General features: G+C 64.3%; 24 protein-coding genes. 9 read left to right on the top strand and 15 right to left on the bottom strand.

Features of this window, described 5'->3' with window-relative positions:
• Nucleotide 1: 1 nt before the first annotated feature.
• Complete coding sequence (locus IVB29_RS21660; RefSeq protein WP_247505417.1) at nt 2–430, bottom strand: GFA family protein; 429 nt, start codon at nt 428–430, stop codon at nt 2–4.
• Between the two features lie 94 nt (nt 431–524).
• On the opposite strand from IVB29_RS21660, the gene IVB29_RS21655 reads away from it, so the two are divergent.
• From IVB29_RS21655 to IVB29_RS21635, 5 genes are all read left to right on the top strand, one after another.
• Nucleotides 525–899: a nuclear transport factor 2 family protein gene (locus IVB29_RS21655; protein ID WP_007598116.1), complete on the top strand. Its 375-nt coding sequence runs from the start codon at nt 525–527 to the stop codon at nt 897–899.
• 176 nt (nt 900–1,075) lie between these two features.
• A complete protein-coding gene (gene bla, locus IVB29_RS21650; protein ID WP_247505416.1) occupies nt 1,076–1,933 on the top strand; it encodes a class A beta-lactamase in 858 nt (285 codons plus the stop codon).
• A gap of 46 nt (nt 1,934–1,979) precedes the next feature.
• Nucleotides 1,980–3,590, top strand: coding sequence for a Na+/H+ antiporter (locus IVB29_RS21645; RefSeq protein ID WP_247505415.1), 1,611 nt, complete (start codon nt 1,980–1,982; stop codon nt 3,588–3,590).
• Between the two features lie 38 nt (nt 3,591–3,628).
• On the top strand, nt 3,629–3,859 hold the full coding sequence (locus IVB29_RS21640) for a hypothetical protein (RefSeq protein WP_247505414.1): 231 nt from the start codon (nt 3,629–3,631) through the stop codon (nt 3,857–3,859).
• Nucleotides 3,856–4,095 (top strand): type II toxin-antitoxin system RelE/ParE family toxin, encoded by a 240-nt coding sequence (locus IVB29_RS21635; protein WP_247505413.1) that lies wholly within the window; start codon nt 3,856–3,858, stop codon nt 4,093–4,095. Before IVB29_RS21640 ends, IVB29_RS21635 begins: the two co-directional genes overlap by 4 nt.
• A gap of 63 nt (nt 4,096–4,158) precedes the next feature.
• On the opposite strand, the gene IVB29_RS21630 is transcribed toward IVB29_RS21635, so the two are convergent.
• The 6 genes from IVB29_RS21630 to IVB29_RS21605 form a co-directional block, all read right to left on the bottom strand.
• On the bottom strand, nt 4,159–4,986 hold the full coding sequence (locus IVB29_RS21630; protein WP_247505412.1) for an N-acetylmuramoyl-L-alanine amidase: 828 nt from the start codon (nt 4,984–4,986) through the stop codon (nt 4,159–4,161).
• Between the two features lie 3 nt (nt 4,987–4,989).
• A complete protein-coding gene (locus IVB29_RS21625; protein WP_247505411.1) occupies nt 4,990–6,327 on the bottom strand; it encodes a Rieske 2Fe-2S domain-containing protein in 1,338 nt (445 codons plus the stop codon).
• 189 nt (nt 6,328–6,516) lie between these two features.
• Entirely contained in the window at nt 6,517–7,413 is an 897-nt protein-coding gene (locus IVB29_RS21620; protein ID WP_247505410.1) for a TauD/TfdA family dioxygenase, read from the bottom strand.
• 146 nt (nt 7,414–7,559) lie between these two features.
• Nucleotides 7,560–8,843, bottom strand: coding sequence for a flavodoxin-dependent (E)-4-hydroxy-3-methylbut-2-enyl-diphosphate synthase (ispG, locus tag IVB29_RS21615; protein ID WP_247505409.1), 1,284 nt, complete (start codon nt 8,841–8,843; stop codon nt 7,560–7,562).
• A gap of 12 nt (nt 8,844–8,855) precedes the next feature.
• Nucleotides 8,856–9,809 (bottom strand): DMT family transporter, encoded by a 954-nt coding sequence (locus tag IVB29_RS21610; RefSeq protein ID WP_247505408.1) that lies wholly within the window; start codon nt 9,807–9,809, stop codon nt 8,856–8,858.
• A 35-nt stretch (nt 9,810–9,844) separates the two neighbouring features.
• Entirely contained in the window at nt 9,845–10,339 is a 495-nt protein-coding gene (locus tag IVB29_RS21605) for a transcriptional repressor (RefSeq protein WP_247505407.1), read from the bottom strand.
• Nucleotides 10,340–10,495: 156 nt separating this feature from the next.
• Between IVB29_RS21605 and IVB29_RS21600 the strand changes: the two genes are divergently transcribed.
• The 3 genes from IVB29_RS21600 to IVB29_RS21590 are packed head-to-tail and all read left to right on the top strand — an operon-like array spanning nt 10,496 to nt 13,707.
• A complete protein-coding gene (locus IVB29_RS21600; protein WP_247505406.1) occupies nt 10,496–10,978 on the top strand; it encodes a MarR family transcriptional regulator in 483 nt (160 codons plus the stop codon).
• On the top strand, nt 10,971–12,146 hold the full coding sequence (locus tag IVB29_RS21595) for an HlyD family secretion protein (protein WP_247505405.1): 1,176 nt from the start codon (nt 10,971–10,973) through the stop codon (nt 12,144–12,146). Before IVB29_RS21600 ends, IVB29_RS21595 begins: the two co-directional genes overlap by 8 nt.
• Nucleotides 12,147–12,150: 4 nt before the next feature.
• Nucleotides 12,151–13,707: an MDR family MFS transporter gene (locus IVB29_RS21590; RefSeq protein WP_247505404.1), complete on the top strand. Its 1,557-nt coding sequence runs from the start codon at nt 12,151–12,153 to the stop codon at nt 13,705–13,707.
• 136 nt (nt 13,708–13,843) lie between these two features.
• Here IVB29_RS21590 and IVB29_RS21585 read toward each other — a convergent pair whose 3' ends face one another.
• From IVB29_RS21585 to pcaF, 6 genes are all read right to left on the bottom strand, one after another.
• Nucleotides 13,844–14,932: an ecdysteroid 22-kinase family protein gene (locus IVB29_RS21585; RefSeq protein ID WP_247505403.1), complete on the bottom strand. Its 1,089-nt coding sequence runs from the start codon at nt 14,930–14,932 to the stop codon at nt 13,844–13,846.
• Nucleotides 14,933–14,980: 48 nt separating this feature from the next.
• Complete coding sequence (locus tag IVB29_RS21580) at nt 14,981–16,672, bottom strand: methyl-accepting chemotaxis protein (protein WP_247505402.1); 1,692 nt, start codon at nt 16,670–16,672, stop codon at nt 14,981–14,983.
• A gap of 190 nt (nt 16,673–16,862) precedes the next feature.
• A complete protein-coding gene (gene pcaG, locus IVB29_RS21575) occupies nt 16,863–17,450 on the bottom strand; it encodes a protocatechuate 3,4-dioxygenase subunit alpha (RefSeq protein ID WP_247505401.1) in 588 nt (195 codons plus the stop codon).
• Between the two features lie 16 nt (nt 17,451–17,466).
• On the bottom strand, nt 17,467–18,168 hold the full coding sequence (gene pcaH, locus IVB29_RS21570; RefSeq protein ID WP_247505400.1) for a protocatechuate 3,4-dioxygenase subunit beta: 702 nt from the start codon (nt 18,166–18,168) through the stop codon (nt 17,467–17,469).
• Nucleotides 18,169–18,288: 120 nt separating this feature from the next.
• The gene (locus IVB29_RS21565) at nt 18,289–19,182 is read right to left on the bottom strand and encodes a dioxygenase (RefSeq protein WP_247505399.1); all 894 of its coding nucleotides are present in this window, start codon (nt 19,180–19,182) and stop codon (nt 18,289–18,291) included.
• Nucleotides 19,183–19,232: 50 nt separating this feature from the next.
• Nucleotides 19,233–20,441 (bottom strand): 3-oxoadipyl-CoA thiolase, encoded by a 1,209-nt coding sequence (gene pcaF / locus IVB29_RS21560; RefSeq protein WP_247505398.1) that lies wholly within the window; start codon nt 20,439–20,441, stop codon nt 19,233–19,235.
• Between the two features lie 227 nt (nt 20,442–20,668).
• Between pcaF and mutS the strand changes: the two genes are divergently transcribed.
• Nucleotides 20,669–23,407: a DNA mismatch repair protein MutS gene (mutS, locus tag IVB29_RS21555; protein ID WP_247505397.1), complete on the top strand. Its 2,739-nt coding sequence runs from the start codon at nt 20,669–20,671 to the stop codon at nt 23,405–23,407.
• A gap of 112 nt (nt 23,408–23,519) precedes the next feature.
• Here the strand turns inward: mutS and IVB29_RS21550 are convergent, their stop codons facing one another.
• Both IVB29_RS21550 and IVB29_RS21545 read right to left on the bottom strand, forming a co-directional pair.
• Nucleotides 23,520–25,196: a PAS domain-containing methyl-accepting chemotaxis protein gene (locus IVB29_RS21550; RefSeq protein ID WP_247505396.1), complete on the bottom strand. Its 1,677-nt coding sequence runs from the start codon at nt 25,194–25,196 to the stop codon at nt 23,520–23,522.
• Between the two features lie 346 nt (nt 25,197–25,542).
• Nucleotides 25,543–26,346, bottom strand: coding sequence for a hypothetical protein (locus IVB29_RS21545; RefSeq protein WP_247505395.1), 804 nt, complete (start codon nt 26,344–26,346; stop codon nt 25,543–25,545).
• Between the last annotated feature and the right edge of the window lie 124 nt (nt 26,347–26,470).

Genomic DNA, 26,470 nt, shown 5'->3' with positions numbered 1-26,470 from the left:
CCTAGGTATCCCCGACATGCCCCCGGTGCTGCGGCAGATTGTCCGCGATCTCGTGCCAGGGCGCCTTCGAGCCCACGAAAATATGGGCACTCGGCCGGATCGAGGGGGCTTCGACCAGGGTTCCCATGGCGACATGGACCCATTTTCCCTCGCGCACCCGGGAATAAAGCAGCGAGCCGCAGCGGGCGCAGTGCGCGTCATGGGTGGTGTCGTCGCCGTAGATGAGGCGCTGATCCTCACCATGGACGATACGGAGCTTGTCCTGCGGGATCCCGGCGAACGGCTTGAAGGCGGAGCCGGTGGTGCGGCGGCAGTTCGAGCAGTGGCAGTTCATCGCATAGGAGAACTCATCCGCCACCTCGTAGCGCACGGCGCGGCAATAGCATTCGCCGGTGAGGATACGAGCGTTCGAATTTTCTGATCCGGTCATGGCAAAGCCTTCGCGCAAATGGCTGGCACACCCATAGCGCATTTCGATGTGTACGACTAAGTTCCACCCGCGCCATCATGCAAAGGGATGACCCATGAGCCAGAACCGTTCGAGCGTCGAAGCCGTCGTGCAATCCTATTTCGACGGGCTCTACGAGGGCGACGCCGAAAAGCTCGGCGCCATCTTCCATCCCTCTGCCGATCTGCGCTGGGTCGAGAAGGGCGAGCTTCAGGTACTGACCGTACCCGATTGGCTCGACCGCGTGCGCAAGCGCCCCTCCGGCAAGGCCGAAGGCAAGCCGCGCGAGGATTTCATCGTCACCATCGACCGTTCCGACGACAAGACCGCCTTCATCAAGGTTCGGTGCCAGTTGCCGCCACGTTTCTTCACGGATTATCTGGTGGCGATGAAGCTGGCTGACGGCTGGCAGATCGTGTCGAAATCGTATCGATATGATTTGAGGGAGTGAGGGGGCGCTCCGTTAGCCTCCCTCTCCCCGTTCTTATGGGGAGAGGGTTGGGGTGAGGGGCTGCTTCCGCAAACACAGTGACAGTTGGACTCGCGGAGAGTCCCCCTCACCCGCCGCGCTTTCGCGCGTCGGCCTCTCCCCGCAAGCGGGGAGAGGCGAAGAAAGGAAAGTCCCCCATGCTGCTCGACCGCCGCTCCCTGCTTGCCTCGCTCTGCTGGATGGCCGCCTCTCCCGCGCTCGCGGCAGACGCGCCGCCTGAACTCGAAACCTACGAACGCGAAAGCGGCGGACGGATCGGCCTCTATGCCGAGAATCTCGCAACCGGCGCAAAGCTCGCATGGCGTGCCGACGAACGCTTCGTGATGTGCTCGACATTCAAGGCGTCACTCGCGGCCTGCGTGCTGGCACGGGTCGATCGCGGCGAGGAGCAGCTTGCGAGCATGATCCCTTACGGCAAGGCCGACCTGCTGGAGTACGCACCGGTCGCGAAGCAGAATCTTTCGGCCGGCGCGATATCGGTCACCGACATGTGCAAGGCGATCGTCGAGCTCAGCGACAACACTTGCGCCAATCTGCTGCTGGCGCGGATCGGCGGCCCCGCCGCACTCACCGCATTCTGGCGATCGCTCGGCGACACCACATCGCGGCTCGACCACAACGAACCCGAGCTCAATCGCTCGGCGCCCGGCGATCCCCACGACACGACGACGCCAGCAGCGATGGCGAGCAATCTGAAGCGGCTGGTGACGGGCGAAGCGCTGTCGGCGGCCTCGCGTGCCCAGCTCACCGAATGGTTGGTCGGCTGCAAGACCGGCGCGAACCGTCTGCGCGGCGGCCTGCCGGCAGGCTGGACCATCGGCGACAAGACCGGCAACAACGGCAAGGACGCATCGGGCGATATCGCCGTGGTCTGGCCGAAGCCCGGTACGCCGATTCTGATCACAGCCTATACCCAGGGCGGCACGCCGAGTGCGGCACAGATCGAGGCCGCATTCGCACGCATCGGGCGCATGGTGGCCGACCATCTGGCATGAGGCGCGCCGCATTGACCTCTTGGCTGCTTCCGGGCCAAGACAGGTCATGATCGCAGCGAAATTTCAGACCTTTCTCATTCTGCTCACTGTCCTGGCGGGCACCGCGCTTGTCGCCCGCCGCTTCAGCGTCGCGCCGGCCATTCTGCTGATGCTGGCCGGCGTCGGCCTCGCCTTCGTGCCGGGCATGCCGCCGGTGGAACTGCCGCCGGAGCTGGTGCTGCTGATGGTGCTGCCGCCACTGATCTACTCGGCGAGCGTCGCCATGAGTTGGCGGGAGTTCAGGAACAATCTGCGCCCGATCGTGCTGCTCGCGGTCGGCGCGGTGATTTTCACCGCGGCGCTGGTGGCGGCGGCCACGCATTATCTGATCGGCCTGCCCTGGACCATCGGCTTCCTGCTCGGCGCCATCGTCGCGCCGCCCGACGTGGTGGCGCCGCTTGCGATCGCGCGCCGGCTCAACTTGCCGCGCCGGCTCCTCGTCATCCTCGAAGGCGAAGGGCTCGCCAATGACGCCACCGCGCTGATCCTCTACCGCTTCGCGCTCGCTGCCATCACGGTCGGTCATTTCTCGCTGCCGCTCGCGGCCGGCGAGTTTGCCTTGATCGTCGCCGGCGAGATTGCCTTCGGCATCGGCGTCGGCTGGCTCTCCCTGCGTCTGCGCAAATGGGCGCGGGATCAGCAGGTCGAGCTGACGCTGTCGCTGATCACGCCTTTCGTCTCTTATTGGCTGCCCGAACATGTCGGCGGCTCCGGCGTGATCGCAACCGTGGCCTGTGGCCTCTATGTCAGCTGGAACGGCCCGCTCCTGATCTCGTCGGCGACGCGCCTGCAAGGCATCTTCTTCTGGGACCTCATCATCTACCTGATCGAGGGCCTGCTGTTCCTGCTCACCGGCTTCCAGATGCGGGCGCTCTACGAGAAGTCGAAGGCGTTCCCGCTTGACGACATCCTGATCGCGACCGCCGTGGTGCTGGCGATCATCGTGATCGCGCGTTTCGTCTGGCTTTATCCCGCGACCTATTTGCCGCGGATCCTCAGCAAGTCGCTGCGCGAGCGCGATCCATCGCCGCCCTGGCAATGGCCGTTCGTGCTCGCCTTCACCGGCGTGCGCGGCGCGGTGTCACTGGCGGCCGCGCTGGCGCTGCCGTTCACGCTGCCCGATGGCGATGCCTTTCCCTATCGCGACCTGATCCTGTTCGTCGCGTTCGGGGTCATCTTCGTTACGCTGATCGGCGTCGGACTGACGCTGCCGCCGGTGGTGCGCTGGCTCGGCGTCGCGGAAGCCGGCCGCAACGAGCATGTCGCCGAGCACGAGGCCGAGATCGCCGCGCGCCGCCAGGCGCTCGATGCCGCGCTGAAATCGCTGGACGCGCTGACCGCGGAAAAGGAAGTCTCCAACGAGGTGATGGGGCTGCTGCGCGCCCGCCACGACATCCGCGTCAACCAGCTACCGGACTCGCTCGATCCCGCCAACCATGACGTCTCCGCCGCCGGCACCGCGCTGACCCGCGAGCTGATCGCCGCCGAACGCAAGTTCATCCACGACCTCCTGCGCGACGGCCAGATCACGGACGAGACGCGGCGGCGGATCGAGCGGGATCTGGATCTGGAGGAAGCGAGCTTGGCGAACAGGGAATATCGGGGGGGGCCGCTGTAGGGCGTGCACGTTCCCCCATTATCTGCTAATATCGTGAGATGACTAAGGAAGCGCTCGAAATCCTGTTGGAACGCGTATCGGCCTGGCCCGAAGAGGCCCAGGAAGAACTGATGCGATCGCTGACCGACATCGAGAACAGGCATCTCGGCATCTATCGGCTCAGCGACGACGAACGAAATGCCGTACGCCGGGGTTTGCAGGATATGCGCGAGGGACGGCTGGCGAGCGACGAGGCTGTCGCCGCTGTCTTCAATCGCTATAGCGCATGAGGGTGCGCTGGTCCGAAAGCTCGCTTTCGGACATCGACGGGATATTTTCCTATATCCACGAGCGCAATCGTACGGCCGCAACTGCTGTGATTGAACGCATCAAGGCGGTCGCTGGCCTACTCCAGGATTTTCCCGAGGCTGGCCACCTTACCGATGAGCCCGGTGTTCGTATGTTCCCAACCGTTCGCTACCCTTATCTCGTATTTTACGCGATCAACCCTGCTGAAGACGCGTGATTCTACACGTTCGTCACGGAGCTCAGGAACATCGGCCATAGACGCCCTTTGTTGGGACGCAATCTACCGCCTCTCGCAAAACTCCCCCACCGCCGCCGCCACTGCTCCCGCAATCAGCTCCTGCCGTTCCGGCGAGTTCATCGTCATCTCCTCATCGCGGTTGATGATGGAGCCGGCTTCGAGCAGCACCGCAACGCTTCGGGTCTGCGACAGCACGACGAGCCCGTCATAGCGGTAGACGCCGACATCCTTGTCCAGCAATTGGCGCCGGTAGCGGCCCATCACCGGCATTGTGTACTGGCTGGCATAATGCAGGCCCTGATCCCTCAACTGCCGGCCGATCATCCGGGCCAGCATCAGGCTGGTGGCGAAGTGCGGATTGCGTTCGGATACGAACAGCGAATGGCCTGAGAACCGGTCACTGAAATAGCTTGGCGCACCGTCGAATTCCCAGGTCTCAAGCAGCTTGTCCGGCACCGAATCGTGATGGATCGACAGGAATAGATCGGCCCGGCCGTCATTCGCGGCGCTGACCCGCTTGAGCAGGCTTGGCCGCGCCTTGCCATCCGTGACGAGCAGGCGGGTTGCGGCAAAGCCTTCGGATTTGAGTTTCGTCGTGATCAGTCTCGCAAGACGGACATTGAAGCCGAACTCCGGATCGTTGCGCGCGCTCAACGCGCCATAGGAATCCGGCGTGTGCCCGGCATCCACGACGATCCGAAATTTTGGCTTCTCGCACTTGAGCGGCGGCTCTGGCGGCCTCGGTCTGTGCTTGGCAATCTTTCGCGCAGGAGCTGCTTGGCTGGCATTAAAGGAGGCAACCGACGACAACAGGATTGACGCGACGAGCGACACGGCGAGAACTGCGATGATGCTGCGCGATTGCCCCAAGCGCTACTCCGCTGCCGCAATCTGCGGCCGGCCGACGAAGCCGGCGGCATCGCCAAAGCGTTCCAGCATCACCGCGGGCAGGTCCTTGGCCTTGCTGGTGACGCAGGCGCCGGAGCGCACCGCGTAACGGTCCTGATGCGCGGCCTGCGGCGGCGGCTCGCCCTGCTGGAGCGCGCGCGCCAGCTCCATCACGACTTTCCGGAAATGCATGATGCCGAGATCGGTCGGGCCGAGATGCTCGCGGGTGCGGTCGGCGATCGGGCCCTGACTGTCCTGCACGGCCGCGTCCTGCTCCGAGACACCCTTGATGCCGGTATAGCTCCTGGTCCGCTGGAGCTTGCGGTCGATCAGGTAATCGTTGCCCTTGTGACGGAGCGGCACGTAATTGTCGTCGACCTCCGCGATCACGCCGTTGCCGCGATCAAAGGCATCGCGCTCGGCTTGCGTCAGTGGCCGCTCCGGATTCCAGGCATAGGTGTAGATCCAGCAATTGGTGTCGGTCACGGGCACGAAGCTCTGACCAAAGATGTTCTCGCCCGGCATCGCGCTCGGCGCATAGGCATGGAACGGCATCAGGAATTGCGCGATGCGCCAGTAGATGTTGTCTCCACCGGTGAGCCGGCCGCCGGCAATCGTCAGCCCTGCCTCATGCGGGGCGACCTTGATCACGGGACGCGGGTCCTCGGCGATCCAGCGCATGTGGTCGCTCGACATCCGCGCGATCGGATTCACGAAGTGCTTCTTGATATTCAGAATCTCGTTCTCCTCCTTGTCGAAGGAGAGATGGGCGAAGGTGAAATGCGCGGTGTCGATCGAGCCTTCCAGCGCCTGCACCCAGTTGCAGTCCTGCCATTTCTTGCTGACGTAGCGGTGCGAGGCCGGCAGCAGCGCCATTTCGAGATCGGGCAGCTCGGGCATGGCCTCAAGCGGGCCCATATAGGCCCAGATCATTTCGCCCCATTCGCGCGCCGGATAGGACTTGATGCGGATCAGGTCTTTCGCATTGAGATCGGGATAGGAGGTCGGCATATCGACGCATCGGCCGTCGGTGTCGAACTTCCAGCCGTGATAGACGCAGCGGATGCCGCATTCCTCATTGCGCCCAAGCCAGAGATTGGCGCCGCGATGCGGGCAATATTGATCGATGATTCCGACGACCCCGCGCGAGTCGCGAAAGGCGAGCAGCTCCTCGTCGAGAACGATGATCTTTTTGGGCTCGCCGTCGGGCTCGGGGAGTTCTTCCGAGAGCAGAACCGGGATCCAGAAGCGGCGCAGCAACTCGCCCATGCCTGTCCCAGGGCCCGACTCGGTCAGGAATTTGTTATCCTCGGCGCGGAGCATGGCTGATCCTCCCGAATTTGTTTTCCGGAAGATTGGCGCGGGAGCGGGAGGACGTCAACGCAAGAACGGCTGTCGTAGGGTGGATTAGCCTTGCGAATGCGCGAAGCGCAGTTCGCTGGGCGTAACCCACCACTTCTCTCACCGCGATAAAAGTGGCGGATTACGCTTCGCTAATCCGCCCTACGCCAATCACACCGGCCGCTCCCCCTTCACCGTCACCCGCGTCCCCGACCGCGTGTGCGGCCAGTAATCCCACATCGCGCGGTGCTGGGCGCAGCGGTTGTCCCAGAAGGCGATGGCGTTCTCGGTCCAGCGGAAACGGCACTGGAACAATGGGTTCTCGGCGTGCTGGTAGAGATAGGCCAGCATCGCGTCGCTCTCGTCGCGCGGGACGCCGTTGATGTGGCGGGTGAAGCCACGATTGACGTAGAGCGCCTTCCTGCCCGTGACCGGATGGGTGCGCACCACCGGATGCTCGGCGCTGGGATAGGACGGACGGTCGGCAACGCCGTAGTTCGCGTAGAGCCCGCGATAGATCGGCTCGCCGTCGTGCAGCGCGGTCAGTCCGTCGAGATAAGCCTTCATGCGATCCGACAGCGCCTCATAGGCGGCATACATGTTGGCGAACAGCGTGTCGCCGCCACGCGGCGGGCACTGCTTGATGTAGAGGATCGAGCCCATCGGCGGTTCGAGATCGCAGGACACGTCGGAATGCCAGCCCTCGCCATTGGCGCGCGGCGAGTTCTTGTCGGCGTAGATCTTCATCAGCGCCGGGTCTTCGTCCTCGTGCGGCGCGGCAGGATGAAAATGCAGCTCGCCGAACTTGCGACCGAAAGCAAGATGCTGCTTTGGCGTGATCTCCTGGTCGCGGAAGAATATGACCAGGTTCTCGGCCAGCGCACGATGGATCTCATCCATCTGCTGGTTGGAGCGGGCATCGTCCGAGACGAGCTTGCCGATGTCGACGCCGGAGATTTCCGCGCCGATGATGGGCGTGAGCTTTTCGACCGCGATGGTCTCGTAAGGTGCGCCGTCTTCCGCCGTGTGGCGGTAACGCGGACCCTGCTTGCCGGCGAGTGAGCTCATGGCGTGTCTCCCGATCATTTTGATTGGGAGCCATCGTAGCAATATAGGGCGGGTTGGCGAAGCGTAACCCGCCACTTCGCACACGCAAAAATAAGGCGGGTTACGCTTCGCCAACCCGCCCTACGCATTCGATGTTTGGGAGACGCCTACTCCGCCGCGGTCACCGGCACCTTGGCGCCCTGGCCGTAACGCTGGTCGATGTAGTCGATCACCAGCGCCTTGAAGTCGGCGGAGATCGTGGGCCCGCGCAACGTGCGGAACTTCTTGCCGTCAACAAACACCGGCGCGGCCGGCGCTTCGCCGGTGCCGGGCAAGGAGATGCCGATATTGGCGTGCTTGGATTCGCCGGGGCCGTTGACGATGCAGCCCATGACGGCAACGTTGAGGTCTTCGACGCCCGGGTACTTTGTCTTCCAGCCCGGCATCTCGTCACGGATGAAACCCTGGATCGATTGGGCCAGCTCCTGGAACGTGGTCGAGGTGGTGCGACCGCAGCCGGGACAGGCCGCAACCAGCGGCACGAAGGTGCGGAAGCCCATGGTCTGTAGCAGTTCCTGGCCGACCTGCACTTCGCGGGTACGGTCGCCGCCGGGCTCCGGCGTCAACGAGATGCGGATGGTGTCGCCGATGCCCTGTTGAAGCAGGATGCCGAGCGCGGCGGAGGAGGCAACGATGCCCTTGGTGCCCATGCCGGCCTCGGTGAGGCCGAGATGGATGGCATAGTCGGAACGGCTGGCGAGAACCTCGTAGACCGCGATCAGATCCTGCACTGCCGAGACCTTGGCCGACAGGATGATGCGGTCCTTGGGCATGCCGAGCTCTTCGGCGCGCGCGGCCGAGAGCAGGGCCGACTGCACCATGGCTTCGCGCATCACCGCGCGCGCATCGCGCGGATTGGCCGAGGCGGTGTTCTCATCCATCAGCCTGGTCAGCAGCTCCTGGTCGAGCGAGCCCCAATTGGCGCCGATGCGGACCGGCTTGTTGTTCTTGTTGGCGATCTCGATGATGTCGCCAAACTGGGTGTCGCGCTTGTCCTTGAAGCCGACATTGCCGGGATTGATTCGGTACTTCGCGAGCGCCTCGGCGCAGGCCGGGTAGGCCGCGAGCAGCTTGTGGCCGATATAGTGGAAGTCGCCGATCAAGGGCGTGGTGAGACCGAGCTTCAGCAGGCCGTCGCGGATGTGCGGAACGGCGGCTGCCGCCTCCTCGCGATCGACGGTGATGCGGACCAGTTCAGAGCCGGCGCGCGCGAGCGCTGCGACCTGGGCGATGGTGCCGTCGATATCGGCGGTGTCGGTGTTGGTCATCGACTGCACGACGATCGGCGCACCGCCGCCAACGGCGACGTCGCCAACCTTCACCTGGGTGGTCTGGTGCCGGGGCGCCGGGCCCGCAACGTCGGAATCGAGGGGGTTTTCGAACTTGTTCATGGGGTCCAAATATCAGGTTTTGGTGACGTTCAGCAATGCATCGCGCGGCGCCGCAGCGGATTGGCTGGGACGGTTAACCAGAAAAAGCCCAGCAATTACAAGGACCGCGGCGGCCCCGAATGTCAGGCTCAGGGTGTCGTGCATGATGAAATAGCTACCCACCACGCCAAACAAAGGGGTGATGAAGGTAAAAGCCGACAATTTGCTGGCCGAATAGGTCTTCACCAGCGCGAACCAAAGCGTGAACGTGGTTCCCACCACCCAGATCGCCTGGAAGGCCACCAGCACCATGGACTGCGGCGACGGCGTGTGGGGGATGGTCTCGCCGAACAGCCAGGCGGCAAGGCCCAGGATCGGGATCGAGGTCGCGACCTGATAGCCCAGCGCCTTCTCGGGCGCGATGAAGCGCAGCCGCGTGCTCTTGGCGACCAGCGTGGTCGCCGCCCACAGCCCGGCACCGCCGACGATCATGAGGTCGCCGAGCAGCACCTTGGCATCGACATCCGGCTGCGGCACGCCGATCGCGAGCGCGACGCCGGCAAAGCTCACGGCCAGACCCAGCCATTGCGTGCCGCCGAGTCGCTCGCCGAGCACCTGGTAGGCGCCGAGCGCGACGAAGAACGGCGCGGTGTAGAGGAACACCACTGCGCGGGACGCCGGCGTGAAGCGCAGGCCCTGGTAGATCAGCACGAACTCGATGCCGAACATCAGTCCGGCGATCAGCCCGGCCTTCCAGGTGCCGTCACGTTCGAAGAATTTGACGCCGCGAAACGTGCCGATAATGAACAACACCGGCAGCGCGCCGATCGAGCGGATCGTGGCCTGGAGCATCGGCGGAATCTCCGGCAGCACCAGCTTCACCGCAATCTGGTTGAAGCCCCAGGTCAGGCACAGCATCAGCATCAGGGCGATGGCGCCGGCACTGAGAGGGCGCGCGGCGGATGGGTTGATTTGAGGTGAGGACATGTCTTCCCGGATACCGGCTTGGCCGCCGTTGTTGCTTATGCAGCTTTCTGACAATGGGTGCAGACGCCCGTGATCTCCACCACGGACAGCTTTGGTGCGAAGCCTGACGCTCGCGCCGCGGCGTTGAGATCCCCGGCGAAGGACGTCGACGGGATCTCGCCGACCAAACCACAGCGCTCGCAGATCAGGAACGCCACCGCCGAAGTCGCGTCATGGTCATGGGCGGCGCAGGCAAGATAGGCGTTGCGGCTCTCGATGCGGTGCACGAGGCCGTTGGCCATCAAGAAATCGAGAGCACGATAGACCGTGATCGGCGCCGGCCGCGGCATCGATTTTGCCAATTCGTCGATCACCTCATAGGCGCCGAGCGGGCGATGGCTGGAGAGTAACGCCCCCAGCACCTGGCGGCGTATAGGTGTGAATTTCTGCGCCCGCTGCGTGCAGACCGCCTCGGCATGCGACAGCGCGTCCGCGGTGCAGCGGCCGTGATCATGGTCAGGCGTCGGAAATGCCGGCTTCGCGAAGGTCATGGGATCGGCGTTCTAGCATTTCGGCGAGGGAACCCAAAGCGCGACCGGCCGCACGGCTGCCAGCCATGCTGTTGCCGCGGGACAGCGTCCCGTTAAGCCGCCATGAAATAATCATAAGCTTGCTTATCATAGTCAAGCTCATTGGAGACAAAGTTTATGACCCGCGGGTCGGTCGACCAGAACTTCCTGTTCACGCTCGGTGAACTCTACCGCCTGCTCCGCGTCTACGCCGACAAGGAGGCATCGCGCTTCGGCATCACCCGCGCCCAATGGGCCGTGCTGTCAAAGGTCGAGCGCAGCGAGGGCATGAAGCAGTCGGAACTCGCCGAACTTCTGGAGATGCAGCCGATCACACTGACGCGGCTGATCGACAAGCTCTGCGACAGCGACTGGATCGAGCGCCGCAACGACGCCTCGGACCGCCGCGTCAAGCGCCTGTACCTCAAGAAGGCCGGACGATCGTTGCTCGGCAAGATGAGCGGCCTGAAGTCGGAGCTTACGGCCAACGCGCTCGAGGGCATCAGCCCGGCGGACGCCCACCGTCTTCTCACCCAACTCGAATCAATCAAGGAAAACGTGCGAAACGCCATCCAGACCAGCGGAGCGGAACAAGCGCGTAAGGAGCAGCGCTATGGCTGATCAGGTTCTCAAGTTCCAGCCCGAGCAGAAGATCGACAGCGGCAAGCCCACCAAGAAGGCCGGCACCAATCCGCGCCGCCGCCTGCTGGCAGGCCTGCGCCGCTATCGGCGATTCCTGCTGATGGTCGTGCTGCCAATCGTCGTCGCCATCGCCGGCATCACCTTCTATCTCAACGGTGGCCGCTATGTTGGCACCGACGATGCCTATGTCGGCGCACAGAAGGTGCTGGTGACGCCCGACATTTCCGGCAAGATCGAGAAGGTCGTCGTGAAGGAGGGCCAGATCGTCAAGCAGGGCGACGAGCTGTTCGAGATTGATCCCGTGCCGTTCCGCCTTGCCGTCGATCAGGCCAAGGCCGCGCTCGACCAGTCTCGTACGACCTATGACAATCTGATCGCCAACATCAAGATCTACGCGCAGATGCTCGATTTGGCGCAGCAGGGCGTCGACCTGAAGCAGCGCGACGTCGAGCGCAAGCGGTCGCTGGTGAAGAGCAATTTCGGCTCGCAGCTCGACCTCGACAACGCCGCCAATGCGCTCGTCACCGCCGGCGCCCAAACGCAGTTCGTCAAGCAGCAGCTGTCCAATGCGAAGACCCAGCTGCTCGGCAATCCCGATCTGCCGCTTGAACAATTCCCGCCCTACGTCCAGGCGAAGGCGAAGCTCGACGAGGCCCAGCGCAATCTCGATCACGCGGTGCTGCGCGCGCCGATGGGCGGCGTTGCCACTCAGGTCGAGCAGATCCAGCTCGGCCGCTACGTCACGGCCGGCACACCGGTGTTCTCCATCATCGACGTTGCCCATCCCTGGGTCGACGCCAACCCGAAGGAAAGCGACCTCACCCACGTTACTGAGGGACAGGCCGTTACCCTCGAAGTCGATGCGTTCCCGAACCACGTCTTCAAGGGCAAGATCGGCTCGCTCTCGCCCGGCACCGGCGCGCAGTTCGCGATCCTGCCGCCGCAGAACGCGACCGGCAATTTCGTCAAGGTCGTGCAGCGCGTGCCGATCCGCATCTATTTCGACGAGACCGACAAATACGTGCGGAAGCTGAAGGCCGGCATGAGCGTTTATGCCACCATCGACACCGGCCACCAGCGCTCGCTCGCCGGCCTGCTCGGCCTGTCGGCGACTGCGAGCCAAGACAAAGATCAGGACAAGGACTGAGACGATGGCGGAGTCGAATCCCGCCCTGATGGTCCCCGGCCTGCGCCGGAACATGGTGACGATCTGCGCCATGACTGCGACCATCATGCAGGCGCTGGACACCACCATCGCCAACGTCGCGCTGCCCTACATGCAGGGCACGCTGTCGGCGTCCCAGGACCAGATCAACTGGGTGCTGACCTCCTACATCGTCGCCGCCGCGATTATGACGGCGCCGGTGGGCTGGATCTCCAACCGCTTCGGCCGCAAGCGCATCTTCATCATCTGCGCGGCCGGCTTCACCTTCGCCTCGGTAATGTGCGGCCTCGCGCAGGACATCAACCAGATGGTGCTGTTCCGGCTGCTGCAGGGCGTGTTCGGCGCAGCGCTGGTGCCGTTGTCGCAATCCGTCATGCTCGACTATTACACGCTCCAGGAGCGCGCCACGGCAATGTCGATCTGGGGCATGGGCGTGATGATGGGCCCGATCATGGGACCTTCGTTAGGTGCATGGCTGACCGAGAGCTATTCCTGGCACTGGGTGTTCTTCGTCAACATCCCGTTCGGCGCGATCACGGTGCTCGGGCTCAGCATCTTCATGGATGAGACCGACAAGAATCTCAGCCTGAAATTCGATTGGTTCGGCTTTGCCGCGCTGGCGATCGGGATCGGCGCACTCCAACTCGCGCTCGACCGCGGCGAACAGCTCGACTGGTTCCAATCGGTCGAGATCGTGACCGAGTTCGCCATCTCTGGGATAGCGTTCTACTATTTCTTCGCCCACTCGTTCACAACCACACGGCCGTTCATCCAGTTCGCGCTGTTCAAAGACCGCAACTTCCTGACCGGCTGCATTTTCATGACGGTGATGGGGCTCGTGCTGTACTCCACCATGGCGCTGGCCTCGCCCTATCTTCAGAACGTCGTCGGCTATCCCATCATGACCGCCGGTGGCCTGCTCGCGAGCCGCGGCTTCGGGACTTTCTTCGCCATGATGATGGTCGGCCGCATCATGCGCTACATTGAGGCGCGCACGCTGATCATCACCGGCCTGACGCTGACGGCGGCATCGCTGTTCCAGATGACCGGCTGGACTGACCAGACCCAGGTGCCGGAGATCGTCATCGTCAGCGTGATCCAGGGCTTCGGTTTCGGCCTCGTCTTCGTCCCGCTCTCGACGGTTGCGTTCCTGTCGCTGCCGAACCATCTGCGCACCGACGGAACCTCGATGCTGACGTTGATGCGCAACGTCGCGAGTTCGGTCGGCATTTCCATCGTCGTCGCGGAACTGACGCAGGGCACGCGCAAGACTTATGCGATCCTGTCCGAGCACATCAACCCGTTCAACCACGCGCTCCAGATGCCCAGCGTCAGCGGCCTGATCAACCTCTCCACCGACGCCGGCCGCGCCATGGCCGACAGAATGGTGAGCGTGCAGGCGCAGATTATCGCGTTTGCGCACGACTATATGCTGGTGATGGTCTTCATCCTCTGCACCATCCCGCTCGCCCTGATGATCGGCTCGACCAAGGCGACGCTACGCAAGCAGTCGGCGGGGCCGGAACACGCGGTGATGGAGTAGGTCTCTCCTGCCCCGGACGCAGCGCAGCGCCTCTTCGGCGGTGCGCTGCTGAGCCGGGGCCCATGTCCACGACACGATGGGTCCCGGTTCTGCGGCGCAGCGCTACACGCTGCGCCGCGCCCGGGACACACACCGACTACAACAGCTCCTCGCAGCCCAAATCCTCGACCGCCATCATCACCCGCTCCAGATTATTCCACCAGATCACCGGGGGGATGTTGATGCTCCATTGCCAGACCGGCTTGGTGATGTGCCAGAGCACCGACCAGCGATAATCGCGATCGAGCGCCCCGCGCGTGTAGCCTGTGATGCCGCTTTCGATCAGCGTGTCGTGGTAGAGGTTGAGCATGGAGCGTTCGAGCGCCTGTCGTCGTTCCGGATACCATTGCATCGCCATCATGTAGGCGAGGTCGTTGGTCGGGACGTTGATGCCCCACAGATCGAAATCGAAGATGCGCACGGTATCGGCGACGCCGGCGCGCGGCAGCAGGAAATTCCAGGTATGGGCATCGCCATGGGTGATGCTGAGCTGACGGCGCGAATGATAGCGCTCGGATAATCGGGCCGACTGATCGATGAGGCGACGGTAAAGAATGCGCCGCTCCTCGCTGAGGCGATCACCGAGGAGGTCCGCGAAGCGATCGTAGTGGCCGGCAAAGGTCTCCATGTGCTGCGCACTGTCTTCAGTGCTCGCCCAGCTGCCGACGGTGTCGCCAAGATCGGGATGATCCCACCACGCCGCGTGCCAGCGTGCGAGCGTCGTAACGATCGCGCTCGTTTGCTCGCGTGACGGCGGCAGCGGCCATTGTGTTGCGACATCGTGGCTATCGGTGAGATCCTCGAGCAGCAGGTGCCAGGTAAGGCTCTCCTCGTCGAAATGTCCGTCAAAGCGGCGCGGCACCAGTCCCGGCGGCATTTTCATCGCGAGCTGCGTGTAGTAGGCAACCTCATGCCGGCCACCATTGGCAAGCGTCTCTGCGAAAGCGGAATTCGCGGTCTTCAGGATCAGTGATTGCGGCGCACCGGCGGATTCCCCGACATAGCGCAGGCCAAGACGGATGATGTGTGACACGACGGTGTCGCGCTGGTGCAGCACCTTGACCTCGCGCACCGCACCGGCGTCCAGCGCGCCGCTCCTGCGCAGCGCCGCCGTCAGTCGGGCGGGCTCAACGACCGCCGGCAGTTGTGGAGGTGTCATGACCACGATGCCCCTGTCCCGCGCCATACTGCACGATCAACACCGCGGGCACCAGCGGCCGACCTGATGCCCGGCTCAAGCTGCCGCAGTCGAATCGCGCACGGTCCGGACCACGACCGACCGCAACTGCTCTAGGTTGGCCGCCATACCTGCGATCGCCTGCCTGACCTCCGCGGCGCGCTCGTTCACCGAGGCGGCGTCGCGGCTGACATGGCCGATCTTGGCCGAGACCTCCTTCGCGGCAGACGCTGATTCGGAGATCGAGCGCGTGATCTCCCGCGTCGCGGCGTCCTGCTCTTCCATCGCCGCGGCGACCGAGGTTGCGACGCCGTCGATCTCGACGATGTGGCCCCCCATCGTCTCGACAGCATCGACCGCGGCCTGCGTCGAGGCCTGGATCTCGGCAATCAGCCGGGTGATCTCCTCGGTGGATTTGGCGGTCTGATCGGAGAGGGATTTCACTTCGGCGGCGACCACCGCGAAGCCGCGGCCGGCCTCACCGGCGCGCGCCGCCTCGATCGTGGCGTTGAGCGCCAAGAGATTGGTTTGGCCGGCGATGCCGCCGATGAGGTCGGAGACTTCGGCGATCTTCTTCACTGATCCGGCCAGCGCCTGGATGGTCGAACGCGCCTGCTCGCGGCCGGCGACCGCCGATTTGGTTACCGCGCTGGTACGCGCGACCTGGCTCGCGATCTCCCGGATCGAGGCGCTCAGCTCCTGGGCCGCAGCCGAGACGGCCTGCGAACTGCCCAGCGCCTGGGTGGATGCGGAGGCGACCGCCTGCGACTCCATGGACAGCGATCGGGCAATCTCGGACAGGCTGGCGGCGGCCCGTTCCACGCCTTGCGTCGCCGCACTCGCAGTGTCGACCGAGCGGCCGGTCTCGCGCTCAACGGTTTCGGCCATCTGGTGCAGTGCGCCGCGCTTGGCCAGCGCGGCCTCCCGCTCCGTCCGCAACTGCTCTTCGCGCAGGCGGGAATTCTCGACCGCGGACTGCTTGAACACCAAGAGGGCACCCGCCATCGAGCCGACCTCGTCCTGCCGGTTGGCGAAGGGAATATCGGCGGCGAGATCCCCGGTGGCGAGCTTCTGCATCGTCCCGGTCATGCGCACGATCGGGCGCACCACACCGAGCGCGACGCCAAGCAGGCCGGCGGCGATGAAAGCCAGGACCGCGGCGGAGACGCCGAGGAGGATATAGAGCATCGCACTGTCGCGATCCGCGGCCAGCTTCTCCATGTCCGCGTTCTGCTTGTTGGCGCTCTCGACGATGCTGTCGATGACGGCACGATGCGCGGCGTAGGCGTCCTTGAGCTGCGCATAGGCGCGCTCGGCGGCGGCCATGTCCTTGGCCTTGAGAGCCGGCAGGAGCTGGTCGGACAGGAGCTTCCAGAACTTCTGGACCTCGGCATCGGACTTCGACACCAGCGCGGTCTTCAGGTCGGCCGAGAGGCTGGAGCCGACCCAGAACGCCTTGCGCTCGTCGTAATCCTTGCGGAGCTGGACCAGCCGGTCGCCATGGGCCGCCAGCTGGTCCGGTTCGCGCATGGCCAGCGTCGCCTCGAGATAGGCCTCGATGACATATTCCGGCGGCGGCAAGATGTCCGCGATGAGGTCGTTGCCGAGCTTGATGTCGGAATAGAGCGGACCGCCGACCTTGAGCTCGCGCAGCGCGTACAGGCTGGTGGAGACGACCGCGGTGAAGCCGATGGCGATCACGATGCCGAAAGCAATGATCGCCGAAGACAGCGAAAGACGAATTTTCATGGAACAGTCCGGTTGGCCGCGCCGAATCCAACCGGACCATAAAGGACTACGGTAAACACGGACTTTCTTCGCGCGGAAATTGCAACGCGAAGATCCCGGAGAATTACGGGAAATGCGGCGCCGTCCCGGTCGACGATGCGCTCAGTGAGAAAAGCGTGCCGCCGACTGGTATCGCCGGCACACCCATGTCTCAGACATCGAAGAACACCGTCTCGCTATCACCCTGCAAACGCAGGTCGAGGCGATAGACCGCCTTGCCGGCCTCGCGCACTGCGATCAGCGTGGCGCGGCGGTCGGCCGGCACCAGCGCCAGCACGGGATCGGCGGCGTTGCCGGCCTCGTCGCTGAAATAGATCCGGGTGTAGAGATGCCGCAGCATGCCGCGCGCGAACACCGCCAGAACGATGTGCGGCGCCTGCGGCTTGCCGTCGGGGTCGGGCACGACGCCGGGCTTGATGGTGTCGAAGGAATAGTTGCCGTCCTTGTCGGTACCGCAGCGGGCGAAGCCGCGGAAGCTGGCGTTCGGCAGCGCGCGCTTGTCCTGCGGGTCGGCGTAGCGCCCCTGCGCGTCCGCCTGCCAGATCTCCAGCATGGCGTCGGGCATGGTGGCACCGTCGCCGTCGAGCACCCGGCCCTCGATGCGGACGCGATCGCCGGTGACGTCGGGCGTCAATGTCGAGTTGGTGAACGCGTCGTTCCAGGCATATTCGCCAGTCGGCGTCATGCCGTATTTGAAGAACGGGCCGACGGTCTGCGATGGGGTGATCCCGTTGTCCATCTCGCTTCCCTGCACGTTAGTGGTTCTCCATAGGCGTGGCGTTCTTGCCCCGCAGCACGATGTCGAAGCGGTAGCACAGCGCCCATTCGGGCTGGGTGTTCTCCAGATCGAACGACGAGACCATCCGCGCCCGCGCCTTCTCGTCCGGCACCGAATTGAAGATCGGGTCGAACGGAAACAGCGGGTCGGCCGGGAAATACATCTGCGTCACCAGCCGCGTGACGAAGGAATGGCCGAACACCGAGAGATGAATATGCGCGGGCCGCCAGGCGTTGTGGTGATTGCCCCAGGGATAGGCGCCGGGCTTGATGGTGACGAACCGGTAGTAGCCGGCGGCATCGCTCATTGTGCGGCCTGCTCCGGTGAAATTCGCATCGAGCGGCGCCGGATGCTGGTCGCGGACATGGACATAGCGGCCGCAAGCATTGGCCTGCCAGATCTCGACCAGCGAGTTCGGCACGCCGCGTCCGTCTTCGTCGCGCACATGGCCGTGGACGATGATGCGCTCGCCGATCGGCTCGCCGGTGTGCTGGGTGGTGAGATCGGCATCGCCCTCGCGCACGGTCTCGTGGCCGTAGACCGGGCCGGTCAATTCCGACAGCGTGTGGCGCATCGGGATCAACGGCTTGTTCGGCGCGCGCTTGATCGAGCTCTTGTACTCGGGCGACAGCGGCAGCGGATGCGCCTTGTTGCTGTCAACGGGATAGATGAATGTCATTGGCGAACTCCTCCCCGGCCATTTTGGTCCGGCCGGTCAACGCTTCCCCCCGATCATTATAGAATATAACTAATCTAGGGAAGCGGGTTTGGCGGCCTTCCCGAACCCGGCAGGAGCGTTCTATTTGATCGGCGCGCGCGGCAGCACGGCGTCGCCGGCTTCCAGCCGGTAGGTGTGATCGAGCGAATACCAGGGCATCGCGACGTCGCGTGCGGTCGGATGCGGCGCATCGTGGCGCTGGACCTTGCCGATCAGCGCCTGCGTCACCCCGAACTGCACGTCGCTGTCGATATGGGGATCGTTGGGATCGTAGACCTGCGAGATCAGCACCTTGAAGCCGGGCTTGAAGATCAAGGCATGCAGATGCGCCGGGCGATAGGGGTGGCGGCTCTGCGCTTCGAGCAGGCGGCCAACCACGCCGTTGGTCGGAATGGGATAGCCGACCATCATCACCGAACGGAAGGCGAAGCGCCCGTCGGAATCGGTCGTGAACTTGCCGCGCAGATTCATGTCGGCCTGCTCGGGGTCCTGGTTCTCGTAGAGGCCGACCGGGGAAGCGTGCCAGACATCGATCTCCGCGCCGGCGACGGGACCGCCGTCCTTGTCGACGACGTGGCCGTTGACGAACAGCGGCGCACCCGGCGTTTCCGAGCGGACGATCGAGCCACCGTTCTCCACCCGCGGCGAGTTCAGCCGCCAGAACGGGCCGAGCAGCGACTGATCGGTTTCGGTGTTGCCCTGATCGCCATTGTTGAGCAGGCACACCAGCGGCGAGACGCCGAGCGATCCGGCCATCAGCACGACTTCGTTATGCGTGTCGGTCGTGAGCTTCCCAAGCTCGGCGATAACAGCCGTGGCATCGCGAAACTCCTTCTCGGTCAGCCTGACATCGCGAACGAAGCCATGCAGATGCTTGACCAGCGAGATCATGATCTGCCGCATCCGCGGATCGGAGGTTTGCTCCATCACCGCCAACGCGGCGGCCGTGACGTCCTGCTCGCTTTTGATGATCATGGCACGGCCCCTGAAGGCCCTCTCCCCGCAGGCGAGGAGAGGGAGAGAGCTTAGTTCAGCTTCTCGATCGCAACCGCAACACCCTGGCCGACGCCGACGCACATGGTGGCCAGCGCCAGCTTGCCGCCGCGCTTTTCCATGCCGTGGACGGCGGTGAGCGCGAGACGCGCGCCGCTCATGCCGAGGGGATGACCGAGCGCGATGGCGCCGCCGTGCGGATTGACGAAGTCGGCATCATCGGCGACGCCGAGCTGGCGCATGCAGGCGATGCCCTGCGAGGCGAAAGCTTCGTTGAGCTCGATCAGGTCGAAATCGCTGATCTTCTTGCCGAGCCGCTCCATCAGCTTGCGGGTCGCCGGCACCGGGCCGATGCCCATGATGCGCGGCGGCACGCCGGCCGAGGCAAGTCCAAGGATGCGCGCCCGGGGCGTCAGGCCATGCTTCTTCACCGCGGCTTCCGACGCCAGGATCATCGCCGCGGCGCCGTCATTGACGCCCGACGCATTACCGGCGGTGACCGTGCCGGGGTTGCGCACGATCGGCTTCAGCTTAGCGAGGGCTTCCAGCGTGGTCTCGGGGCGCGGATGCTCATCCTTGTCGATCGTGATGGGACCGGCCTTGCCGCCAGGAATTGTGATCGCGATGATTTCTTCCGCGAAATAGCCGGCCGCAATCGCCGCACCGGCGCGCTGCTGCGAGCGGATCGCGAAGGCGTCCTGGTCGGCACGCGAGACCTGGAATTCCTCGGCGACGTTCTCGCCGGTCTCGGGCATCGCATCAACTCCGTACTGCGCCTTGAGCAGCGGATTGATGAAGCGCCAGCCGATCGTGGTGTCGAAGATTTCAGCCGAGCGCGAGAAGGCCTCCTGCGCCTTGCCCATCACGAAGGGCGCGCGGGTCATGGATTCGACGCCGCCGGCAATCGCAAGCTCGATTTCGCCGGAGCGGATCGCGCGACCGGCCGCGCCGACCGCATCGAGGCCGGAGGCGCAGAGCCGGTTCAGTGTCTGGCCGGGAACCGAATCCGGCAGGCCCGCCAGCAGCAGCGCCATGCGCGCGACGTTGCGGTTGTCCTCGCCGGCCTGGTTGGCGCAGCCGAAGAAGACTTCGTCCACCTGCGCCCAGTCGAGATTGGGGTGTTTTGCCATCAGCGCCTTGATCGGCGCGGCGGCCAGATCGTCGGCGCGCACCTTGGCGAGCGAGCCGCCGAAACGGCCGATCGGGGTCCGCACGGCATCGCAGATAAAGACGTCACGCATCGTTGTTCTCCCTGAATGCCGCGGTTCGGCGAAAATTCTTCCAAATTTCTTCGATGTCGGCGGAGTTTTAGGAGGGCGCCCGCGGCAGGTCAATTGACGGTTTCTTGCCTGTTCCGAGGGGTGCGCACACCGCCGGCGCATGCCGCGGTGCGGACAACGTGGAAAACCTCCCCTCCCCGGCCAAAGCGATAGGAGCAGGTGCCGAAATTTTGTAGGTTGCGCCGCCCATGACCATGCAACAGCCGATACCTGTCCCGCCCCCCGACGAAGTAGCCGCACAGCCAGCGGAGGCCATCGCGCGCGTCACGCCGATGATGGAACAGTACCTCGAGATCAAGGCGGCGCATCAGGGCCTGCTGCTTTTCTACCGGATGGGCGATTTCTACGAGCTGTTCTTCGAAGACGCCGAGATCGCCTCGAAAACGCTCGGCATCGTCCTGACCAAGCGCGGCAAGCACCAGGGCGCCGACATTCCGATGTGTGGCGTGCCGGTCGAGCGCTCCGAGGATTATCTGCACCGCCTGATCATCGCCGGACACCGGGTCGCGGTGTGCGAGCAGACCGAGGATCCCGCAGCCGCGAAAGCCCGCGGCAACAAGAGCGTGGTCCGCCGCGGCGTGGTGCGGCTGGTCACGCCGGGCACGCTGACTGAGGACACGCTGCTCGACGCACGCGCCAACAATTATCTGCTGGCGATCGCGCGCGCCCGCGCCTCCGGTGGCGGCGACCGCTTCGGCCTCGCCTGGATCGACATCTCGACCGCCGAATTCACCGTGCTGGAATGCTCCAGCGGCGAGCTCGCCGCAACGCTGGCGCGCATCAATCCGAACGAAGCCATCGTCGCCGACGCACTCTATAACGACAGCGAGCTCGGACAGACCTTGCGCGAGCTGCCGGCGGTGACGCCGCTGACCCGCGACGTCTTCGACGGCGCCACCGCCGAAAAACGCCTCTGCGACTACTTTGCCGTTGCGACCATGGACGGGCTGGCGCAGCTGACGCGCCTCGAAGCCACGGCTGCTGCCGCCGCCGTCACCTATGTCGATCGAACCCAGGTCGGCAAGCATCCGCCACTGTCGCCGCCGGCCCGCGAGGCTTCGGGCGCGACCATGGCGATTGACCCGGCCACACGCGCCAATCTCGAACTGACGCGGACGCTTGCGGGCGAACGCCGCGGCTCGCTGCTTGATGCCATCGACTGCACGGTGACCTCTGCCGGCTCACGCCTGCTGACGCAGCGGCTGGCGGCGCCGCTGACAGACGCGGCGGCGATCGCGCGGCGGCTCGATGCCGTCAGCGTCTTTGTTGCCGATTCCGCTGCCCGCGAAGACATCCGCAGCATTTTGCGCGGCGCGCCCGACATGTCGCGTGCACTGGCCCGTCTCTCGGTCGGCCGCGGCGGACCGCGCGACCTTGCGGGCTTACGCGATGGCATCGTCGCCGCCGACCAGGTGCTGGCGCGGCTCGGCGAGCTCGATCAGCCACCGTACGAGATCACAACGGTGATGGCGGCGCTGCAAAAACCGTCGCGCGAACTCGCGGCAGAATTTGCTATCGCCCTCGACGAGCAACTGCCGCTGATCAAGCGCGATGGCGGCTTCGTTCGCCAGGGCTACGAGCCCGCGCTCGACGAAACGCGGAGTCTGCGCGACGCCTCGCGCCTGGTGGTCGCCTCGATGCAGGCGCGCTACGCCGACAATACGGGCGTCAAGGGCCTCAAGATCCGCCACAACAACGTGCTCGGCTATTTCGTCGAGGTCACCGCGCAACACGGCGACAAGCTGATGTCCGCGCCGCTGAACGCGACCTTCATCCATCGCCAGACGCTCGCGGGGCAGGTGCGCTTCACCACCTCTGAGCTCGGCGAGATCGAGGCCAAGATCGCCAATGCCGGCGATCGCGCGCTCGGCCTCGAGCTCGAAATCTTCGAGCGGCTTTCCGCGAAGGCGCTTGATATCAGCGACGATCTGCGCGCCGCCGCCCATGCCTTTGCGCTGCTCGACGTTGCGACCTCGCTCGCCAAGCTCGCGGTCGACGACAATTATGTGCGGCCGGACGTGGATGACTCCCTCGGCTTCGCCATCGAGGCTGGCCGCCATCCCGTGGTCGAGCAGGCGCTCAAGCGCAACGGCGAACCGTTCATCGCCAATGCTTGCGACCTGTCGCCAGGACCTGCGCAAAAGTCCGGCCAGCTCTGGCTGCTGACCGGTCCGAACATGGCCGGTAAATCGACCTTCCTGCGCCAGAACGCGCTGATTGCTCTTCTTGCTCAAATCGGAAGTTTCGTGCCGGCCACGCGCGCGCGGATCGGCATCATCGACCGCCTGTTCTCGCGCGTCGGCGCCGCCGACGATCTCGCCCGCGGCCGCTCCACCTTCATGGTGGAGATGGTCGAGACGGCTGCAATCCTCAACCAGGCCGGCGAGCGCGCGCTGGTGATCCTCGACGAGATCGGCCGCGGCACCGCGACCTTTGACGGCCTCTCGATCGCCTGGGCCGCGATCGAGCATCTGCACGAAAGCAATCGCTGCCGCACGCTGTTCGCGACGCATTATCACGAGCTGACCGCGCTCTCGGCAAAACTGCCGCGGATGTTCAACGCGACGGTGCGGGTGAAGGAATGGCAGGGCAATGTCGTGTTCCTGCACGAGGTGCTGCCGGGCTCGGCGGATCGCTCTTACGGCATTCAAGTGGCCAAACTCGCGGGCCTGCCGCCGGCCGTGATCACGCGCGCCAAATCAGTGTTGGCAAAACTGGAGGCCCAGGACCGCGGCCAGACCGCACGCGCGCTGGCCGACGACCTGCCGCTGTTCGCCGTCCCCTCGCGCGCGGCCGCCGAAGCTGCGCCGCCGAGCGAGGCCGAACTGTTGATGGAAGCGGTGAAGGCGCTGCACCCCGACGAGATGTCCCCGCGCGAGGCACTTGATGCGCTGTATGCGTTAAGGGCCAAGCTGCCGAAGCCGTGACCGTGCAGTAGGGCGGGTTGGCCGAAGGCGTAACCCACCACTTCTTTTGCCGCGATGTCGAAGCTGGTGGGTTACGCTGGCGCTAACCCACCCTACGCTTCTGCGCGGGTTGCTACGCGCTAGCGGCCATGGCGGCGGCTTCGGCGGCCGCGCGCTGCATGCTCGTCGACATCTCGTTGGTCACCGTGCTCTGCTCCTCGATCGCGGCGGCCGTCGACGTCACATATTCGCTGACGTTGTTGATGGCCGTCTTGATCGAAGCCAGGGCGGTGACGACGTCACCGGAGATGCCGTTGAGACTGGCGATCTCCGCGCCGATCTTGTCGGTGGCCTGCTTGGCCTGGTTGGCAAGGCTCTTGACCTCGGAGGCGACCACCGCAAAGCCGCGACCGGCTTCGCCCGCGCGCGCCGATTCGATCGTGGCGTTAAGTGCCAGCAGGTTGATCTGCCCAGTGATGTTGTTGATGAGCTCGACGATCCCGCTCATGGCCAGTGCCGCTTCCGTGAGGCGCTGGGCCTGCGAGTCGGCGGACGCGACCTGATCCACCGCACTGCTGGCGGTCTGGCGCGACTTGGTCATGGCTTCGGAGATCTCCCGCACCGAGGCGTTCAGCTCCTCCGATCCGGCGGCGACCGATTCCATCATCGCGCGGACGCGCTCGTTGCCCATGCGCACCAGCACCTGCCTCGTGACATCGGTGGCGTATTTCACCACCTTGTACGGCTTGCCGTTCAGATCCATGATCGGGTTGTAGGAGGCCTGGATATAGACCTCCTTGCCACCCTTGCCGATGCGCTTGTATTCGGCTGCCTGATACTGGCCGCGATTGAGGGCCGCCCAGAACTCGCGATAGCCGGCGCCGTCGCGCTCCGACGGCTCGACGAACATGCTGTGATGATGGCCCTTGATCTCGGCCAGCGAATAGCCGAGCGCGCTGAGGAAATTCGCGTTGGCGGTGATGATGGTGCCGTCCATGTTGAACTCGATCACGGCCTGCGCCTTGTCGATCGCCGCGATCTGGCCGGCGAGGTCGGCGTTCCTGAGCTTCTGTGCGGTGACGTCAGTTGCGAACTTCACTACCTTGCTGGGCCTGCCCTTCTCGTCGAAGACAGGATTGTAGGAGGCTTGGATCCAGACTTCCTTGCCGGCCTTGCCGATGCGCTTGTATTCCGCGGCTTGATATTCACCGCGGTTCAGCGCGGCCCAGAAATCGCGATAGGCCGCACTGTCGCGTTCCGCTGGTGGCACGAACATGCTGTGATGCTTGCCCTGGATTTCATTCAACGCGTAGTCGAGCGTTCGCAAGAAATTTTCGTTGGCGGTGAGGACCGTGCCATTCATCGCGAATTCGATGACCGCTTGTGAACGGTTCGCAGCGGCAACCTGCCCCCCGAAGTCGAGGTTCTGAAGGCGGACCGAGGCATTGGACCATTCCACGACGGTTCCGGCGCGGCTGCCGTCTTCGTTCTTCAGCGGTGTCGCAACGAGGTCGAATTTGTGGCCACCAACCTGGATCATCGCGCGATGCACCGCGCTGAGGCTCGCCAGCATCTGGCGCTGATGCTGGGGATTTTTATGAAACACATCGATGTTGGTTCCAACGAGCGTAGCCACGTTGAAGTGGGGCAGCTCCTTCTTGAGGTCGGACTCAGCCGCGCGCAGCAGGTCTGTCACCGCGTCATTCATATAGACGATGTTCAGGTCGTTGTCGGCCACCATCAGGTTGGCGCTCACAGCCTTGGTTGCCGTCAGAACCAGTGCACCGCTATTCGACTTGCGCTTGAACATGGTCTCTCCAAATTGATCTGGGTTGTGCTCGGTGCCATGAACCGATAGCCGCGAAAAATGGCGTTGAACGCTAAACTGGAAGCCAACGAGCCCAAAGATAAGGCGCAAGCAGAAACAAACCGCTAACTAAACTATCGATAAACGGCATGCGCGAGTGATCGAAAAACGCTCGAAACAACCTGCACCGCAGCGACGACGCATCCGCAGATGAATGATCATTCAATGACTTAGCGGGGCAACATGCCTGGCAAGGACGAAAAGTGCACTGCCGGACGCATCGCTGCCGCACGTGAGCGCACCACCGTAGTACTGCGGCTCGCCGCGAAAAGTTTGCGCGACGATGCTGTCAGGCCACGTTGCCTCTAGGCCTCCGTCGGCCCATCCACCACAGCGTCAGATTCCAGGTCACGCAAGTGCCAAGCGCAAGCCAGAGCCCGATAACGGAGCCGAAGCACACGACCGCAGCGTGCATCACCGCAATCGCCATGCCGAATCCGAGCAGGCCCCAGGCGGAGTTGGCGAGCACGGCGGCCGTCGGTGGACCGCCGATGCGCGGATGCAGGATCACCATGATGCTGGAGAACACGACCGGAAAGATCGCGATGATGCCGCTGATGCGGGGGCCGACCCAGCTGGAGGTCGAGACCACGATGGCGACGAGCGTTGCGACCAGCACGGCCCGCATCGGGACGTCGTACCAGCGGCGTGTCACCAGCGGCATCTTGACGTGGCGATAGCCCGAGAGCAGCGGAATGCAGATGCCGAACGCGATCAGATTGACCGCGAGCCCGGCGGTGAGCGACCAGTCGAACTGGCGGATGATCGAGGCCAGAACGATCCAGACCGCAAACGCGCTCGCGCAACTCATCAGCATGCCGCGCCGCTGCGCCAGCAAGACATAGGTGAGACACATGAAAATCGTCGCCGCGTTGATCGGCAGGCTCGCCAGCGCGCCCTGCGCGATGAAGGCGGCGCCGTGGTCGATCGCGAGGAAGACGTAGGAGGGACCGGCCGACACCGGCAAGGTCGCGATCAGCGCACCGATCACGGGGCCCGAACGCTCGGTGATAACAGACGCCGTCACGACGAACGCCGCCGCGATCGCCATGCGCAAGAGAAGGAAGAGGATGAAGTGGAGGTCGGGGGACATTTTTTTGTTCTTACCCTCCCCTGGAGGGGTCCGGGACGAGCGTGGCTCGCCCGTGGGTCGGCTCATATGAAGCGCAGCGAAATATGAGACGGGGTGGGGTGACAGTCTCTCGACGGAAACGGTG

Origin of the sequence: Bradyrhizobium sp. 1, assembly GCF_023073315.1 — a bacterium.
Lineage (GTDB): Bacteria > Pseudomonadota > Alphaproteobacteria > Rhizobiales > Xanthobacteraceae > Bradyrhizobium.
Note: the sequence above shows the minus strand (reverse complement) of the source record. Positions and strands in the feature narration are given on the sequence as shown.